At 63.6% G+C, this 14,442-nt stretch carries 13 protein-coding genes and 2 pseudogenes; 8 read left to right on the top strand and 7 right to left on the bottom strand.

All coding sequences use genetic code 11. The features are described from left to right. Positions 1–119: 119 nt before the first annotated feature. The 3 genes from F1640_RS04250 (at position 120) to F1640_RS04240 (ending at position 3,045) form a co-directional block, all read left to right on the top strand. Positions 120–1,265 carry a site-specific DNA-methyltransferase gene (locus F1640_RS04250; protein WP_370449681.1) on the top strand — a complete coding sequence of 382 codons (1,146 nt, stop codon included), beginning with the start codon at positions 120–122 and terminating at the stop codon, positions 1,263–1,265. 32 nt (positions 1,266–1,297) lie between these two features. Further along, positions 1,298–2,407 (top strand): dihydropteroate synthase, encoded by a 1,110-nt coding sequence (gene folP / locus F1640_RS04245; protein ID WP_194917894.1) that lies wholly within the window; start codon positions 1,298–1,300, stop codon positions 2,405–2,407. Positions 2,408–2,484: 77 nt separating this feature from the next. Beyond that, positions 2,485–3,045: a pseudouridine synthase gene (locus tag F1640_RS04240; protein WP_194917892.1), complete on the top strand. Its 561-nt coding sequence runs from the start codon at positions 2,485–2,487 to the stop codon at positions 3,043–3,045. 52 nt (positions 3,046–3,097) lie between these two features. Here F1640_RS04240 and F1640_RS04235 read toward each other — a convergent pair whose 3' ends face one another. Continuing rightward, positions 3,098–4,039 carry a GlxA family transcriptional regulator gene (locus F1640_RS04235; RefSeq protein WP_255530233.1) on the bottom strand — a complete coding sequence of 314 codons (942 nt, stop codon included), beginning with the start codon at positions 4,037–4,039 and terminating at the stop codon, positions 3,098–3,100. A gap of 124 nt (positions 4,040–4,163) precedes the next feature. Between F1640_RS04235 and F1640_RS04230 the strand changes: the two genes are divergently transcribed. The 3 genes from F1640_RS04230 to F1640_RS04220 are packed head-to-tail and all read left to right on the top strand — an operon-like array spanning position 4,164 to position 6,337. Then, positions 4,164–4,964, top strand: a complete 801-nt coding sequence (locus tag F1640_RS04230; protein WP_194917890.1) for an SDR family oxidoreductase — start codon at positions 4,164–4,166, stop codon at positions 4,962–4,964. Positions 4,965–5,006: 42 nt separating this feature from the next. Beyond that, complete coding sequence (locus F1640_RS04225; protein ID WP_194917888.1) at positions 5,007–5,771, top strand: SDR family oxidoreductase; 765 nt, start codon at positions 5,007–5,009, stop codon at positions 5,769–5,771. A 38-nt stretch (positions 5,772–5,809) separates the two neighbouring features. Next, the gene (locus F1640_RS04220) at positions 5,810–6,337 is read left to right on the top strand and encodes a carboxymuconolactone decarboxylase family protein (protein WP_194917887.1); all 528 of its coding nucleotides are present in this window, start codon (positions 5,810–5,812) and stop codon (positions 6,335–6,337) included. Positions 6,338–6,477: 140 nt separating this feature from the next. Here the strand turns inward: F1640_RS04220 and F1640_RS04215 are convergent, their stop codons facing one another. Continuing rightward, positions 6,478–6,933, bottom strand: coding sequence for a carboxymuconolactone decarboxylase family protein (locus F1640_RS04215; protein ID WP_194917885.1), 456 nt, complete (start codon positions 6,931–6,933; stop codon positions 6,478–6,480). A gap of 809 nt (positions 6,934–7,742) precedes the next feature. Between F1640_RS04215 and F1640_RS04210 the strand changes: the two are divergent. Together F1640_RS04210 and F1640_RS04205 are read left to right on the top strand one after the other, a co-directional pair. Beyond that, positions 7,743–7,948 (top strand): annotated as a pseudogene (locus tag F1640_RS04210) (arsenical-resistance protein); the annotation flags it as partial. A gap of 4 nt (positions 7,949–7,952) precedes the next feature. Further along, positions 7,953–8,215 (top strand): annotated as a pseudogene (locus F1640_RS04205) (hypothetical protein); the annotation flags it as partial. Here F1640_RS04205 and F1640_RS04200 read toward each other — a convergent pair. The 5 genes from F1640_RS04200 to F1640_RS04180 all read right to left on the bottom strand — a co-directional run bounded on the left by F1640_RS04200 (position 8,165) and on the right by F1640_RS04180 (position 14,362). Continuing rightward, positions 8,165–9,616: an NAD-dependent succinate-semialdehyde dehydrogenase gene (locus F1640_RS04200; RefSeq protein WP_025551658.1), complete on the bottom strand. Its 1,452-nt coding sequence runs from the start codon at positions 9,614–9,616 to the stop codon at positions 8,165–8,167. The pseudogene F1640_RS04205 and the gene F1640_RS04200 sit on opposite strands and share 51 nt — an antisense overlap. A 47-nt stretch (positions 9,617–9,663) precedes the next feature. After that, positions 9,664–10,659 carry an alcohol dehydrogenase gene (locus tag F1640_RS04195; RefSeq protein ID WP_255530232.1) on the bottom strand — a complete coding sequence of 332 codons (996 nt, stop codon included), beginning with the start codon at positions 10,657–10,659 and terminating at the stop codon, positions 9,664–9,666. Positions 10,660–10,864: 205 nt separating this feature from the next. Next, positions 10,865–11,764 (bottom strand): transporter, encoded by a 900-nt coding sequence (locus F1640_RS04190; RefSeq protein ID WP_194917881.1) that lies wholly within the window; start codon positions 11,762–11,764, stop codon positions 10,865–10,867. Positions 11,765–11,879: 115 nt separating this feature from the next. Then, positions 11,880–12,695, bottom strand: a complete 816-nt coding sequence (locus tag F1640_RS04185; RefSeq protein ID WP_206694630.1) for a glucose 1-dehydrogenase — start codon at positions 12,693–12,695, stop codon at positions 11,880–11,882. 29 nt (positions 12,696–12,724) lie between these two features. Then, positions 12,725–14,362, bottom strand: coding sequence for an NAD(P)/FAD-dependent oxidoreductase (locus F1640_RS04180; protein WP_025549974.1), 1,638 nt, complete (start codon positions 14,360–14,362; stop codon positions 12,725–12,727). Positions 14,363–14,442 lie beyond the last annotated feature (80 nt).

The following is a 14,442-nucleotide window of genomic DNA, read 5'->3' as shown; positions in this document are numbered from 1 at the left end:
GGACTCGTTCCGTTCTCCTTCTGCAACGCCTGCGACTCGCCTGATTCCGGCGAGTCGTGGCTTGACGCGGGAGTCCCGATGCAACACCCTATAGGCTGTCAGCAGGGGGATTTTCGATCGTGACGACGGCAACATTGGCGAAAGAGCGGGCGCGGGCTTTGCGCGCGGCTCCGGCGCAGGCGCTTCGGAGCGAAGCGCTACCCGTCAACCGCATCCTGCGCGGCGATTGCATCGCAGAAATGCGCAAGCTGCCCGATGCCTGCATCGACATGATCTTCGCTGATCCCCCCTACAACCTGCAACTCGGCGGCGATCTCGCCCGGCCCGATGGCAGCCACGTCGATGCCGTGACCGACGATTGGGACAAGTTCGACAGCTTCGCCGCCTATGACAGCTTCACGCGCGACTGGCTGGCGGAAGCGCGCCGCATTCTGAAGCCCGATGGCTCGCTGTGGGTGATCGGCAGCTACCACAACATCTTCCGCGTCGGCGCGATCCTGCAGGACCTGGGCTTCTGGATCCTCAACGACATCATCTGGCGCAAGGCCAACCCGATGCCCAACTTCAAGGGCACGCGCTTCACCAACGCGCACGAAACGCTGATCTGGGCGGCCAAGAGCGAGAAGGCGAAGTACACCTTCAACTATCGCGCGATGAAGACGCTCAACGACGAATTGCAGATGCGCTCGGACTGGGTTCTGCCGATCTGCAGCGGGCAGGAGCGACTGCGGCGCAATGGCGCCAAGGCGCATCCCACGCAGAAGCCAGAGGCGCTGCTCTATCGCGTGATGCTGGCCACCACGAACAAGGGCGATCTCGTGCTCGATCCCTTCTTCGGCACCGGCACCACCGGCGCGGTGGCCAAGCGCCTGGGTCGCGACTGGCTGGGCTGCGAACGCGAGCCGAGTTATATCGAAGTGGCCGAGGAGCGGATCGAGATGGCGCTGCCACTCGACGAATCCGCGCTGACCACGATGCAGAGCAAGCGGTCCGCGCCCAAGGTGGCGTTCGGGCAACTCGTGGAAAGCGGCTGGATTGCGCCGGGCGCACAGCTTTTCGACAAGAAGCGCCGCTTCGTGGCCAGCGTGCGCGCCGACGGGTCGCTCGCGCTGGGCACTGATACGGGGTCGATCCACGGCGTTGGCGCCAAGGCGCAAGGCGCGCCTTCGTGCAACGGATGGACCTTCTGGCACATCGAGCATGAGGGCGAGATCAAGCCGATCGACGCGCTGCGCCAGCTCTATCTGCTGGCTGTCGAGGATTGAGGCGCTGACCAGGCTGTCCTAGGGCGTAAGCCATGGTCCAGAAGCTCTATATCCGTCCAATCACTTTCGCTGAGAGTCCGCAGAGCGAGGAGGGCGAGGCCGTCCGTCTCGCTGGCGGGCTGGTCTATGCCAGCCGTTTCGCGCTGCTGGTGCGCGAGGGAGCGCGGCTGGTATCGCGGCGGCGGCTGTCCGTGCCGGAAATGGCGGACGCGCTGACGGCGCTGCCCGATGCACTGGCGCGCGAAGGCGAAGTGCAATGGGCGGCCTTGCGGCAGGTCCATGCGCCGCTCCAGTGCGGTCCGCGCACGATCCGGCTCGATCAGCCGCAGGTCATGGGCATTCTCAACGTCACGCCTGACAGCTTTTCGGACGGCGGCAAGTTCCTCGACAAGCCCGATGCGGCGATCGAACACGCGTCGGCCATGCTCGAAGCGGGCGCGGCGATCATCGACGTCGGCGGGGAATCGACCCGCCCCGGCGCGGCGGCGGTGTGGGAAGGGGACGAGGCCAAGCGCGTGGTCCCGGTGATCGAGCGGCTAGCCGCATCGGGCGCGGCGGTCTCCATCGACAGCCGCCGTTCCACCGTGATCGAGGCGGCACTGGCCGCCGGCGCGCACATCGTCAACGACGTATCGGCGCTGCGCCATGATCCGCGCTCGATCGAGATCGTCGCGCGCAGCGGCGTGCCCGTGGTGCTGATGCACGCGCCGGGCGGGGCCGACGATCTTCACGCCGATGGCGCCTATGCTGATGTCGTCCTCGACGTGTTCGACGATCTGCGCGAACGGCGCGATGCGGCGCTGGCGGCGGGCATCGCGCGCGAGAAGATCCTGCTCGATCCGGGCATCGGCTTTGGCAAGACGCTGGCCGAAAACCTTGCGCTGATTAACGCGCTGCCGCTGTTTCATGCGCTGGGCCAGCCGATCCTGTTCGGCGCCAGCCGCAAGCGCATGATCGGTGCGTTGTCGAACGAGGCACCGGCGCACCAGCGCATGGGCGGTTCTTTGGCGGTGGCGCTGAAAGCGATCGATGCCGGGGCGCAGATCGTGCGGGTGCATGACGTGGCGGAAACGGCGCAGGCCTTTCGCATCTGGCGCGGGTTGCGCGACGCCGCGCTGACCGATTTTTCGCAGATGATCTGAACCGGCGGGCAGGGCCGGACAACCGCGCTGGCGACGCGCTCTTGCGCTTGCCACACGCGGCGGTCCAAGGGAGGACGATGGCCCTGATCCTCTTCAATAAGCCCTATGGCGTCCTGTGCCAGTTCACCGACGAAAGCAACGGTCCGGAACGGCCGACGCTGGCCAGCTATATCGACCGGCCGGGCTTCTATCCGGCGGGGCGGCTCGACCGCGACAGCGAGGGGCTGCTGCTGCTCACCGACGATGGGCGCCTGCAGGCGCGGATCGCCGATCCGCGTTTCAAGATGCCCAAGACCTATCTCGTCCAAGTGGAAGGCGACCCCGACGCGGCGGCGCTTCAGGCCTTGCGCCGTGGCTTGCGGCTGAAGGACGGGCCGACGTTGCCCGCCGAGGTCGAACGCATCGATGATCCCGCCCTGTGGCCGCGCGATCCGCCCGTCCGTTTCCGTAAGAGCGTGCTGGACTGCTGGCTGCGCCTGACGATCCGCGAAGGGCGCAACCGCCAGGTGCGCCGCATGACGGCCGCGGTAGGCCATCCGACGCTCCGTCTGGTGCGCTGGCGGATCGGCGATTGGACGCTCGACGGTCTGGCGCCGGGGCACTGGTGCGATGCCGCCATGCCCGAAAAGGGAAGGTGACCTTCGCGATCCGGAACGCACCTGAACGGGACGGCTGGCACGAATTTGAACGTCAGGCTGCTCTTGCCAGCCTGCGCAGGGTCTGTGGCGGTTGGCCATATTGGCGCATGAAGGCTTCGCGCATGCGGCGAATGTCGACAAAGCCAGCCTCTCGCGCGATCTGGTCCATGGGGTGCCGTGTCTCCTCGATCATCAGCCGCGCCGACTCCAGACGCATCTGTTCGACCGCCTTGGCCGGGGTGTGGCCGGTTTCGGCACGGAAGGCGCGCGCGAACTGGCGGGGCGAGAGGGCCGCGACTTCAGCCAGTTCCTCGACGGTCAGCGGATTGGCGAGGTGGGACTTGGCGAAGATCAACGCCTTCTGAATGCGGTCGCTGCTGGGGGCAAGTTCGAGCAGCTCGGAGTGCTGCGACTGCCCCCCGGCGCGACGGTGGTGCATGACAAGCCGGCGGGCGATGGCGCCTGCCACGTCACGCCCGAGATCCTTCTCGATCAGCGCCACCGCAAGATCGAGCCCGGCGGTGAGGCCGGCCGATGTCCAGACTGCACCCTCGTTGATGAAGATGCGATCGTCCTCGACGCGGACGTTCGGGAAATCCTCGCGCATCTGGCGGGCATAGGACCAGTGCGTGGTGGCGCGATGGCCATCGAGCAGGCCCATCTGCGCGAGCAGGAACGCGCCGGTGCAGAGCCCGGCCACGCGGCGTGATTCGCGGGCCATCGTGCGCAGCGTTTCTAGCGTCGGTTCGTCCTGCCGTGGCGGAGGCGCAAGGCCGGCGAGCAGCAGCAGGGTGTCGACCTGGCCGACTTCGGCGATCGGGACGGTAGGGATGGCAAAGCCGCTGGACGACATGACGAGGCCGCCATTCACCGATGCTATCGAGAGCGTATAGTAATCCTCTCCCTTCACGGCGTTGGCGAGTTCGAAGGCCGCCTGCACGCCCAGCGCAAGGAACTGGAAGCCGGGGGTGAGCACCATGGAAACGTGTGGCATGCGCAGCTCCGAAAACGATGTCCTAAAAACGTAGTTTATACGTCATATCAGACATGCGCCGATGCGTCCATAAGGTCCGTGTCGAGAGCGATGGCGCTCTCCCCACAACAAAAGGACCAGGACCATGAGCACCACGAACAAAGGAACCGCTCTCATCACCGGCGCATCGACCGGCATCGGCGCCATCTATGCCGACCGCCTTGCGGCACGCGGTTACGACCTCATTCTCGTTGCCCGCAACAGGGACAAGCTGCAGGCACTCGCCGCACAGATCTCGGACAAGACCGGCCGTTCGGTAGAAGTGCTGGCCGCCGACCTCGGCGATGCTGCGGACCTGGCCCGGGTCGAAAGGGTGCTGCGCGAGGATGCCAGCGTGACGGCGCTGGTCAACAACGCCGGGATCGGCACCCACAGCACGCTGCTGGAAAGCGATGTCGAGAAGATGGCGGCGATGGTTCAGTTGAACGTTACCGCGCTGATGCGCCTGACCTACGCCGCGGTGCCAGGCTTCGTTGCCCGTGGAGGCGGCACGGTGATCAACATCGCCTCGATCGTCGCGGTTGCGCCCGAACTGCTCAACGGCGTCTATGGCGGCACCAAGGCCTTCGTGCAGGCCTTCACCACTTCACTCAATCACGAACTGGCCGACAAGGGCATCCGTGCCCAGGCCGTCCTGCCCGGCGCCACCCGCACCGACTTCTGGGCCCTGGGCGGGCTGCCGGTCGAGCACCTGCCGACCGAGATCGTGATGGATGCCGAGGATATGGTCGATGCCGCGCTGGCCGGCCTTGACCAGGGCGAGACCGCCACGATCCCGGCGCTGCGCGACGTTGCTCTGTGGAACGCCTTCGAGGCCGCCCGCGCCGCGCTCGGTCCCCAGCTTTCCGCTACTCGCTCCGCCCCGCGCTTCCACGTCGCGGCCTGACCCTCCGGCGTCACACCCTCTCCAGATCAAAGGCCCATTCCCATGAAACTCAACGGCAACACGATCTTCATCACCGGCGGCACCAGCGGTATCGGCCGTGGCCTTGCCGAGGCGCTTCACAAGCTCGGCAATCAGGTGATCATCTCGGGCCGCCGCACCGCGCTGCTCGACGAGGTTACGGCCGCCAACCCCGGCATGGCGTCGATCCAGCTCGACGTGACCAGCCTCGAAAGCATCCAGGGCGTCGCGCGTGAACTGATCGAGCGCTTCCCGGACCTCAACGTCGTCTTCAACAACGCCGGCTTCATGCCCTTCGACGACGTTGCCGGCCCCGTGGACGACGACCTGGCGCAGGAACTGATCACCACCAACCTGCTCGGGCCGATCCGGGTGACATCCGCTCTGATCGAGCATCTCAAGACCAAGGCGGAGGCGACCGTGCTCTACACCAGCAGCGTGCTCGCCTATGTGCCGATCGCCAGCAATGCGATCTATTCGGCGACCAAGGCCGCGCTCCATTCCTATGCGCTGTCGCAGCGGTTCCAGCTGCGTGGCACCGGTGTCCGGGTGCAGGAAATCGCGCCGCCGTGGGTCGATACCGACCTGATCTACAAGAGCGGCGATCCCCGCGCGATGCCGCTGCCCGACTTCATCGAGCAGACGCTGGAGGCGCTGGCGACCGACGCGCCCGAGGTGATCGTCGAGGGGATCAAGGCCATGCGCGACAACCCCGGCGCCAACGAACACGCCCTGTTCGAAGCCTTCAACGAGAGCCTTGTCGAAAACCCCATCCCGACCGGCGCCTGAGCCGCGGTCGACAGTCAGAAAGACGAAAGGAACGTATCATGTCCCGCATCAGCATTCCCGAAACCGCAGCGGCCCCCGAAGGATCGCAAGCCACGCTGGGCGAGATCAACGGCAAGCTGGGCCGCGTGCCCAACTTCTTCCGCGTGCTCTCCAACAGCCCGGCGGTGATCAATGCCCACGCCGCGCTCAACCAGGGGCTGGGCAAGGCGCTTGACCTCAAGACCCGCGAGCGGATCGCCCTTGCCGTGGCGGCGGTGAACGGTTGCGAATATTGCGACGCCGCTCACACCTTCACCGGCTACACTTTCGCCAAGCTCAGCAAGGAGGAAGTGGATCTTGCCCGGCAGGGCACTTCCGCTGATCCTCATGCTGCTGCGGCCACGGCCTTTGCTCGCAAGGTGGCCGAGGCTCGGGGCAAGGTTTCGGCAGAAGACATCGCGGCGATCCGCCTGGCCGGTTTCAGCGACAGCCAGATCGTGGAAATCGTGGCCGTCGTTGCGGAGAATTTCTTCACCAACCTGATCAACAACGTGGCTGGCACGGACGTGGATTTCCCCTCGATCTAGGGCCATGATCCCAGGTTGCCGCAACCAAAGCCGGCAATTTTCGCAGCACCATGCGTTTTGAAAACCGCATGGTGCTGCGACCTTATCGAGTGGCAGCTAACGTGCGAAAGGTGCTGCGGGGCGGGAGAACTCGGTGGGGATCAGGCCTGCGCCTTCACCGGCAACCGAAACGGCGCCCCGAGCCGATTGAAAGCGTTCATGGCTGCGATCGTGATCGTGAGATCGACCAGGTCCTTCGGCGCGAACGCCGCCGCCGCCGCCGCGTACGCTTCATCCGATGCATGAGTCTCGCTGACCAGCGTCACCTCTTCGGCCCAGGCAAGGGCCGCGCGATACTGGTCGGAAAACAGGTGAGGCACTTCAGCCCAGACCGGCAGCAGGACGACCTTGTCGACCGCCATGGTCTTCAGCAGATCGCGCGTGTGCAGGTCGATGCAATGGGCGCAGCCATTGATCTGCGACACGCGCAGGGAGATCAGATGGATCAGCTCTTCCGGCAGATCGGTGCCCGCGGTCACATAATGGTGGACGCCGTATAGCGCCTTGGCGCCCTGCGGGGCGATCTCATGCCAGGTCAGCCTGGTGGTTTCGTTCATGATAGCTTCCTTCGTCTTCGGTGCCGCCCAGAGGGGATCATCGACTTGACGACGCAGGGGCGCGCAATGTGACACGCCCGTCGATTTTTTTGCCGGGGTGGGGGCGGGATCATTTCACAGCCGGATAGGCCGTGGTTGGAAAGGTGCCAGCAACCCGGAGGGCAGCCGATGTATCGCATCATCCTGGAATGCTACGGAGTTCCCCCAGCAGAGCGTGAGGAACCGGCGCGCGACATCACCGAAGCGTTTCGGCTTCATTCTCCGCACGAACCGATGTCCGATGCACTTTTGTGGGTATGGGGCGCCGAGAATGACTGGCGACCTCAAGCTGGTGAGCGTCGAACGCTTTCCTGAAGTTGCCTGCATCGGGTGGGGGCAGGACCCACTACGTCGACGATCGCCCATTGATTTTTTGGTGACCCTCCTTCAGGACGTCTCGAACTTTTTCAGAGTTCCCTCCATAAATTCGCGAAAGATAGTCGAGCGGTATCGCGCCGCATTTGCTGATGCAGCGTAGCTTTACTCGACATATGCTCAAGATATGGCTTTGGCTGCTTTCGTGGCACCGAACGCGAAGGGTTCATCACTCGGCGGAGCGAGCGTGTAGCACCTCCATACCCAAGTTCAATTGCACCTGCCTGTCCTGCGATATGTATCTGCTCAACCGACACCGCGCTTGATGGCTTCACCCCGCAACGGATGATTGTCGAGCCTCGAAATCGATCTGGGACGAAGATGGTGAGTCGCTTCCGGCCGCGCAAGGGGTAGGGCACTGACGTGCCGCTTTCGGCAGTCTGATGCCGATTTGCGTGGCATGGTGCGTTGCCGCCCCCCCGCCGCATTGATCGGCGCGTCCAACTTCTTCGAGCTGGCGGTCGCTGCCGCGATCAGTCTGTTCGGTCTCAACTCCGGCGCAGCGCTTGCTACCGTCGTCGGCGTGCTGGTCGAAGTTCCGGTCATGCTGTCCCTGGTCAGAATCGTGAAGGCGACACGCCCTTGGTATGAGCGTCGGGTAGCCTACGCCAACCTCGTGCTCATGGCTCAATGCCGTCGAGGTTTTCTTCGCCGGGCTGACCAACCACCGGCTCAAACGGGGCGTCTTCCATTCCTCGTCGACCTTCAGGTCGCCATCAACCGCTTCCTGGATGAGCACAACGAAAGCCCCAAACCCTTCGTCTGGACCGCCGATCCTGATAAAATAATCGCCGCCGTCAGACGCGGGCACCAAGTGTTAGATTCCAATCACTGCGGCCTGCGTCACGAGCTTCGAAATCAGGTATGAGTTGATGGCTTCCGAGCCGCCCTCAGACCCGTAACCGGAGTCCTTGACCCCGCCAAGCGGGAGTTCCGGCAATCCCAGAAGGGTATGGTTGATTGCCAGCATGCCAACTTCAAGCTCGGTCTGAAACCTTTGCGAATTGCGGATCGACGAGGTGAACGCATAGGCTGCAAGGCCATAGGGAAGGCGGTTCGCTTCAGCGATCGCCTCGTCGATCGTATCGAAGGGCGACAGCGTCGCGACCGGCCCGAAGGGTTCCTCGTTCTGGATGCGCGATGAAAGACTGACATCGGTGAGAACGGTCGGGGCTTGAAAGAACCCGGCCCGCGGTGCCGCATCGCCCTCGACCAGCACCTGCGCCCCCTCGCTCACTGCCTCCTGGATAAGGCCGGCGACGGCCTTGACCCGGCGCTCGCTGACCAGCGGGCCCATTGCCGTGGCCGGTTCGAGCCCCGATCCGGTCCGCACCTTCTTCACATGCTCCGCCAGCGCCGCGGCGAAGCGGTCGTAGATGCCCCGCTGGACCAGCACGCGTGTGGGCGAGATGCAGACCTGGCCCGCATTGCGGACCTTTAAACCCGCAATGGCCGCGACCGCCGCCTCAACATTCGCGTCCTCGCAGACAATGACCGGATTGTGGCCGCCCAGTTCCATCGTGATGCGCTTCATGTGTTTGCCGGCCAAGGCCGCAAGCTGCTTGCCCACAGGCACCGACCCGGTGAAGGACACCTTGCGGATCACCGGATGTGGAATGAGATAGTTCGCGATGTCAGCCGGTTCGCCGTAAACGATGTTGAGAACGCCCGGCGGGAGCCCGGCGTCCAGCAGCGCCTGTGCAAGTGCCGCCGGCGAGGCCGGCGTGTCTTCGGGCGGCTTGGCGACGACGGTGCATCCGACCGACAGCGCCGGACCGAGCTTGCGCACCAGTTGCGACATCGGGAAATTCCATGGCGTGAAGGCCACGACCGGACCCACCGGCTGCTTGAGCACCATCTGGGTCACGTTCGGCGAGCGCGCCGGAATCACCTGCCCATAGGCGCGCTGGCCTTCGCCGGCGAACCAGTCGAGCAGATCGGCGGACGACATCACCTCGGCGCGCGCCTCGGCAAGGGGCTTGCCCATTTCCATCGTCATGCACGGCGCGAGGGTATCGGCGCGCTCGCGCAGCAGCACGGCCGCCTGGCGCAGGATGCTGCCGCGCGCATAGGCGCCGGCATCCCGCCAAGCCGCGAAGGCGCTGCCCGCGGCCTGCACCGCCTCCTCCAGATCGGCAGGTTCGGCCATGGCATAATGGCCAATCACCTCTGCGGTTGCCGGATCATAAACGGCTGTTCGCCGCCCCAGCGCGCCATCGCGCCACCGTCCGTCGATCAGGAGTTGAGTATCAGGATAGGTCGTTTCCATGTTGATCCCCCGGGCGCCCGCCTTCGTGGTGCCTTCAGTCGAGTCACTTACACACCGGCCAGAATTGCCCTGCCGACGATCTTGCCACCGGCGAGGCTGTTCAGCACGTCCTCAGCCTCGTCCAGCTTGTAGCAGGTGGTGGGAATCGGCTTGATCGCGCCATTGCGGGCAAGCTGCATCAGTTCCGCGAACTCTCCTGGGGAGCCCGTATAGCTGCCGCGGATCGTGAGCGCGCGCACGGCGATCAGGGGAAGCGCCCAGGGGGCAGCCCCGCCGAACAGCCCGACGATGACATAGGTTCCGCCCTTGCCCAGAGCGTCGAAGCCAAGCTCGGCCGTCGCCTCGGCGCCGACGAAGTCGATCGCCGCAAGGGGCGCCTCGCCGGCGGCGGCATGAATCTGCGCCACGGCATCCGCGGCGCGCGGATCGACCGCCGCACAGGCCCCCGCAGCAAGGGCCGACGCCCGCTTGACAGGGTCGATATCGACGAAGACGGGCGCCTTGGCCCCCAGCGCCTGCAACAGTTGCGCGCACATCAGCCCAAGGCCGCCAGCGCCGATCACCAGAAGCGCATGGTCTTTCAGCGTGCTTTCCACCTTCTTGAGCGCGCCATAGGCCGTAAGCCCCGAACAGGCCAGCGGTGCGGCGTTTTCGGGTGGGATATCTCCGATCTCATGAAGATATTTCGGATGCGGCACCCGGATCTGCGTGGCATAACCGCCATCGACATGCATGCCGAGAAACTGCGGTTTCATGCACAGCTGCTCCTGGCCCGAGGCACAGACAGCGCAGGTGCCACAGCCGATCCAGGGATAGACCACATATTTCTTTCCCCTGTCGAGCGTGCCGACATCCGGGCCAGCGGCGACCACTTCCCCGACCGTTTCATGCCCCATCACCAGCGGCAACGCGATCCCGCGCTGGGCGAATTCCAGCTTGCGGCCGTGACCAAGATCATACCCCCCCTCGCGAATATGCAGGTCGGTGTGACAGACGCCGGCGGCGGTCACGGACAAGATGACCTCCGTTCCGCGAGGGGTCATGTCCGGCCTGTCGTCTGGACGCAGGGGTTGACCGAATTCATGAACACATTGGCAATGCATGATGTTTTCCTCCGTTACAGCTCACCAATGATGTAGCTTTTGAATTTGCAGTTGCTGGAATGGGGTGGAAAGCATCACTCGTTTCCGGACGATCGACGCTTTCCGCCTTACCCAAGAATATTTCGATCCACCGCTCCCGCGCCGTTCAGAAGAATTTCGCGAGCCGGAGTGTCAGGGTTGTGTCGCGCTTGAACGTATTCTGTGCGTCCACATCGTGTCCAACTTCCATCAGGAACTGCGTTGTCGGGTTGAGCATCTGGGACCAGGCCGCTCGAACTGTGGTGGATTCAACGTCCGCCCCCTTGATGCTTCCTACCGTTTCGGCACCTCCCCAGCTTGCCGTGGCCCCAGCCGAGAACATCGTCTTATCGCTTGCATTGTAGTTGACCCAGCCGAGCGCAGTATAGCTTGCATCCTTCTCGACTTCCACGCCACCGAGGCCATGTCTGTTGTGACCGTAGATTGTTACGTCTCCCCCAAGATCGACCGACCATTTTGGGGTGATATTGAACAGGAAGCCTGGCTGAACGGCGACAGACCATCGATTAGACCCCAAGCTAGGCTCGCTGGCAGAATAGTTGCCGGTCGGTAGGGTGAGATAGGTGGCAATGCCCAAGTAGCGTCCGTTTTTGGGGTCGTTCAGCGGCCAGATCGTACCGACAAGCGTAAGATCCCCGGAGGAGAAATGCTTGGTGTCGATGTCGGTTCCGGCAATCCTCATATTGTTCAGACCTCCGAAGGATTGCAGCACGTTCACGTCGGCACGCATTCCCGCGAGGTCGAAATATTTGACATAGCGAAGAAGGATCACGTTTGTGTCGAGATTGGAGTCCGCCACGTCGTGCCCATTCCCGTCAACCAAAGTGTCTGAGGTGCTGCCAAGGTAATATACCAATGCAAGGTTCGTTCCCGCCGGTAAGGGCACGAAGTCGCGCGGCTGCAAATCCGACGCATATACGGCGGTCTCCGACATCAGGCACTGAACAGCAAACCCGGCCGCGACAAACAATGAATACCGAACCCTTTTTCTTGGCACCAACATCATCACTTCTCCTATTGTTGACTGCGCTCCGCGACTGTCCCGATTGTTGACTGCCGACAGGCAAGCTGTCGGCAGATCTCAGGTTCAGGGCTGCGCATTCGCAGCGGATCCGGAACGGTCAGTTCGCGGTGTACCCGCCGTCGACCACCAACTCGGCACCATGGACGAACGAGGCTTCATCCGAGGCCAGGAACAGCACCGCGTTCGAAACTTCCTCGGGCTGGCAGGGCCGATTCAGCAGCGTCGGGCCAAGGAGCGCCTCCCGCGCTTCCGGATCGGCATGCAGAAGATCCTTGGTCATCGGCGTGTCGATGACGCCCGGGTGGATCGAATTGACCCGGATGCCCGTATCCGCCAGATCGACGGCGCAGGATTTGGTCATCAGCCGCACCGCGCCCTTGGAGCTGATGTAGGCCCCCGCCATCGCGGCGCCAGCGATGCCGTAGATGGACGATATGTTGATGATCGAGGCCTTGCCCGATTCCTTCATCAGCGGCACGGCGGCGCGGATGCCCAGATAGACGCCCTTCACGTTGACGTTCATCACCCGGTCAAATTCCTCGGGCGAGGTCTCGTGCAGCGCCTTCAGGATCAGGATGCCGGCGTTGTTCACCAGAATGTCCAGCCGTCCGGCCTTGGCGCGCACGGCGTCGATGAGCTTTGACCAATCATCCTCGCTGGTCACGTCATGCTTGATGAAATCGGCCTTGCCCCCGGCAGCCACGATGCCCTTGGCCACCGCTTCGCCCGCCGCTGCTTCGCGGTCGGTGACAAAGACATGCGCACCCTCGCGCGCCAGAAGTTCGGAGTGGGACTTGCCCATCCCCATCGCAGCGCCCGTCACGAGGGCGACTTTTCCCGATACACGTCCCACAGATTCTCTCCTTTGTTGCTCTCTTCTTGCTCTCTTCCGCAGAACCGGGCCTGGAACCATCGCCCCGGGCCTGCCGCCGATCCGCAGCCTCAGCCTGCGACCGTCTCGCGGTTGAAGATCATGGTCTGGTAGCCACCACCCTTCACCGCGTCGATCGCAGCGCGGTAGTTGCCAAGGCCCGCCAGGTAGAACATGACCGCGTTCTTCTTGCCGGGGATGTTGGCACCGAAGATCCAGCTGTCAGCTTTCGGGAACAGGGTCATGTCGGCAATCGTGCGGCACAGGGCGACCCATTCGTCGCGGGCAGCCTCGGTCGGCTCGATGCTCTTCAGACCCTTGGCCTCCATCATTTCGATGGTGTCCGAAAACCATTCGACCTGCGTCTCGATGCTTGGCGGCAAGTTTGTGAAGGGGCCGTTCGGGCCAAGGATCATGAAGAGATTCGGGAAATCCGCCTCCATCATGCCCAGATAGCCCAAGGGGCCGTCCTTCCACTTGTCGCGCATCGTCAGGCCGCCGCGGCCGCGCAGGTCCATCCTCGTGTAGTTGCCGTCCACCGCGTCAAAGCCGGTAGCGAAGATCACCACGTCCAGTTCATGCTCGGCGCCGCTTTCCTGACGGATGCCGGTCGGGGTAAATTCCGCGATCGGATCAGCTTTCACATCGGCCAGCGTGACGTTGGGGCGGTTGTAGACCCCGTAGTAGTCGCTCCCGCACAAGGGCCGCTTGGCGTAGAGGTCGGTCGGCGTCAGCTTCCTCGCGGTCTCGGGATCCTTCACGATCTGCCGGATCTTCTTCTTGATGAAGTCGGCCGCCGCGTCATTGGCGATCTGGCTGGTGGCGATGTCGCAGAAGGTGCCAAACATGAAGTAGAAACCGCCGCCGCGCTGCCATGCCGCCTCGAACACGCGCTCACGTTCCTCGGGCGTGGCTGTTTCCGCGGGGATGGTGCTTTCCTCGAAGCCGAACGCCACGGCCGACGATTTCACCTGTTTCCAGATGTCGTCATAGCTGGCCATCTGCGCAGCGATCGTCGCCTCGTCCTGCGGCGTGTTCCCGATCGGCACAACATATTGCGGCGAACGCTGGAACACCGTCAGGTGTTTCGCGATGGGGGCGGTGGCGGTGATTACCTGAGTCCCGGTCGAGCCGGTACCGATGATGCCCACGCGCTTGCCCTTCAGGTCGCCCCCCTCCGGCCAGGCACCGGTGTGCAGGATCTGTCCCTTGAAGCTGTCGATGCCCTTGAACGTCGGCAGGTTCGTCGCCGAGAGAAGGCCAAGACCGGTGATGAGGTATTTCGCCGTGACGGTCTGTCCCTTGTCGGTGGTCACATGCCAGAGCCCGGTTTTCTCGTTGAAACGGGCTGCGGTGACGCGGGTGTTGAACTCGTAGCTGCGGCGCAGATCGTAGGTATCCGCCACTTCGTTCATGTAGGAGAGGATCTCGGGCTGGGTCAGGTAGCGGGTCTTCCAGTGGCCTTTCTGCAGCAATTCGCCGCTGAAGGAATAGCGGTAGACGAAGCTTTCCGTGTCCGACAAGGCTCCTGGATAGCGGTTCCAGAACCAGGTGCCGCCGACATCGCCGGCGCCGTCATAGGCCTTGACGTTCAGGCTTTGCTCATTGCGAAGTTTGTAAACGGAGTAGAGGCCACCGAAGCCCGCGCCGACGACGACAGCATCGAAATCGGCGCCTTTGGTCTTGGTGGTTTCAAGAGTCTTGGTCATTGATCTTTCCATATCATAGCTCCGAAGCCCCGTGCGATACGGGCCTGGTACCGGATTGACTGTCTTGACGCGTCAGGCCG

Origin of the sequence: Novosphingobium sp. NBM11 (assembly GCF_015390225.1) — a bacterium.
Classification (GTDB): domain Bacteria; phylum Pseudomonadota; class Alphaproteobacteria; order Sphingomonadales; family Sphingomonadaceae; genus Novosphingobium.
This window is presented reverse-complemented; position numbering and strand designations above follow the sequence as displayed.

Bases quoted from the DNA above. Each gene is read 5' to 3' on its own strand.
- F1640_RS04220 (WP_194917887.1), top strand. From the start codon at position 5,810: ATGTCCCGCATCAGCATTCCCGAAACCGCAGCGGCCCCCGAAGGATCG.
- F1640_RS04215 (WP_194917885.1), bottom strand. From the start codon at position 6,933: ATGAACGAAACCACCAGGCTGACCTGGCATGAGATCGCCCCGCAGGGC.
- F1640_RS04240 (WP_194917892.1), top strand. From the start codon at position 2,485: ATGGCCCTGATCCTCTTCAATAAGCCCTATGGCGTCCTGTGCCAGTTC.
- F1640_RS04180 (WP_025549974.1), bottom strand. From the start codon at position 14,362: ATGACCAAGACTCTTGAAACCACCAAGACCAAAGGCGCCGATTTCGAT.
- F1640_RS04200 (WP_025551658.1), bottom strand. From the start codon at position 9,616: ATGGAAACGACCTATCCTGATACTCAACTCCTGATCGACGGACGGTGG.
- F1640_RS04185 (WP_206694630.1), bottom strand. From the start codon at position 12,695: ATGGTTCCAGGCCCGGTTCTGCGGAAGAGAGCAAGAAGAGAGCAACAA.
- F1640_RS04235 (WP_255530233.1), bottom strand. From the start codon at position 4,039: ATGCCACACGTTTCCATGGTGCTCACCCCCGGCTTCCAGTTCCTTGCG.
- folP (WP_194917894.1), top strand. From the start codon at position 1,298: ATGGTCCAGAAGCTCTATATCCGTCCAATCACTTTCGCTGAGAGTCCG.
- F1640_RS04190 (WP_194917881.1), bottom strand. From the start codon at position 11,764: ATGATGTTGGTGCCAAGAAAAAGGGTTCGGTATTCATTGTTTGTCGCG.
- F1640_RS04195 (WP_255530232.1), bottom strand. From the start codon at position 10,659: ATGACCCCTCGCGGAACGGAGGTCATCTTGTCCGTGACCGCCGCCGGC.
- F1640_RS04225 (WP_194917888.1), top strand. From the start codon at position 5,007: ATGAAACTCAACGGCAACACGATCTTCATCACCGGCGGCACCAGCGGT.
- F1640_RS04230 (WP_194917890.1), top strand. From the start codon at position 4,164: ATGAGCACCACGAACAAAGGAACCGCTCTCATCACCGGCGCATCGACC.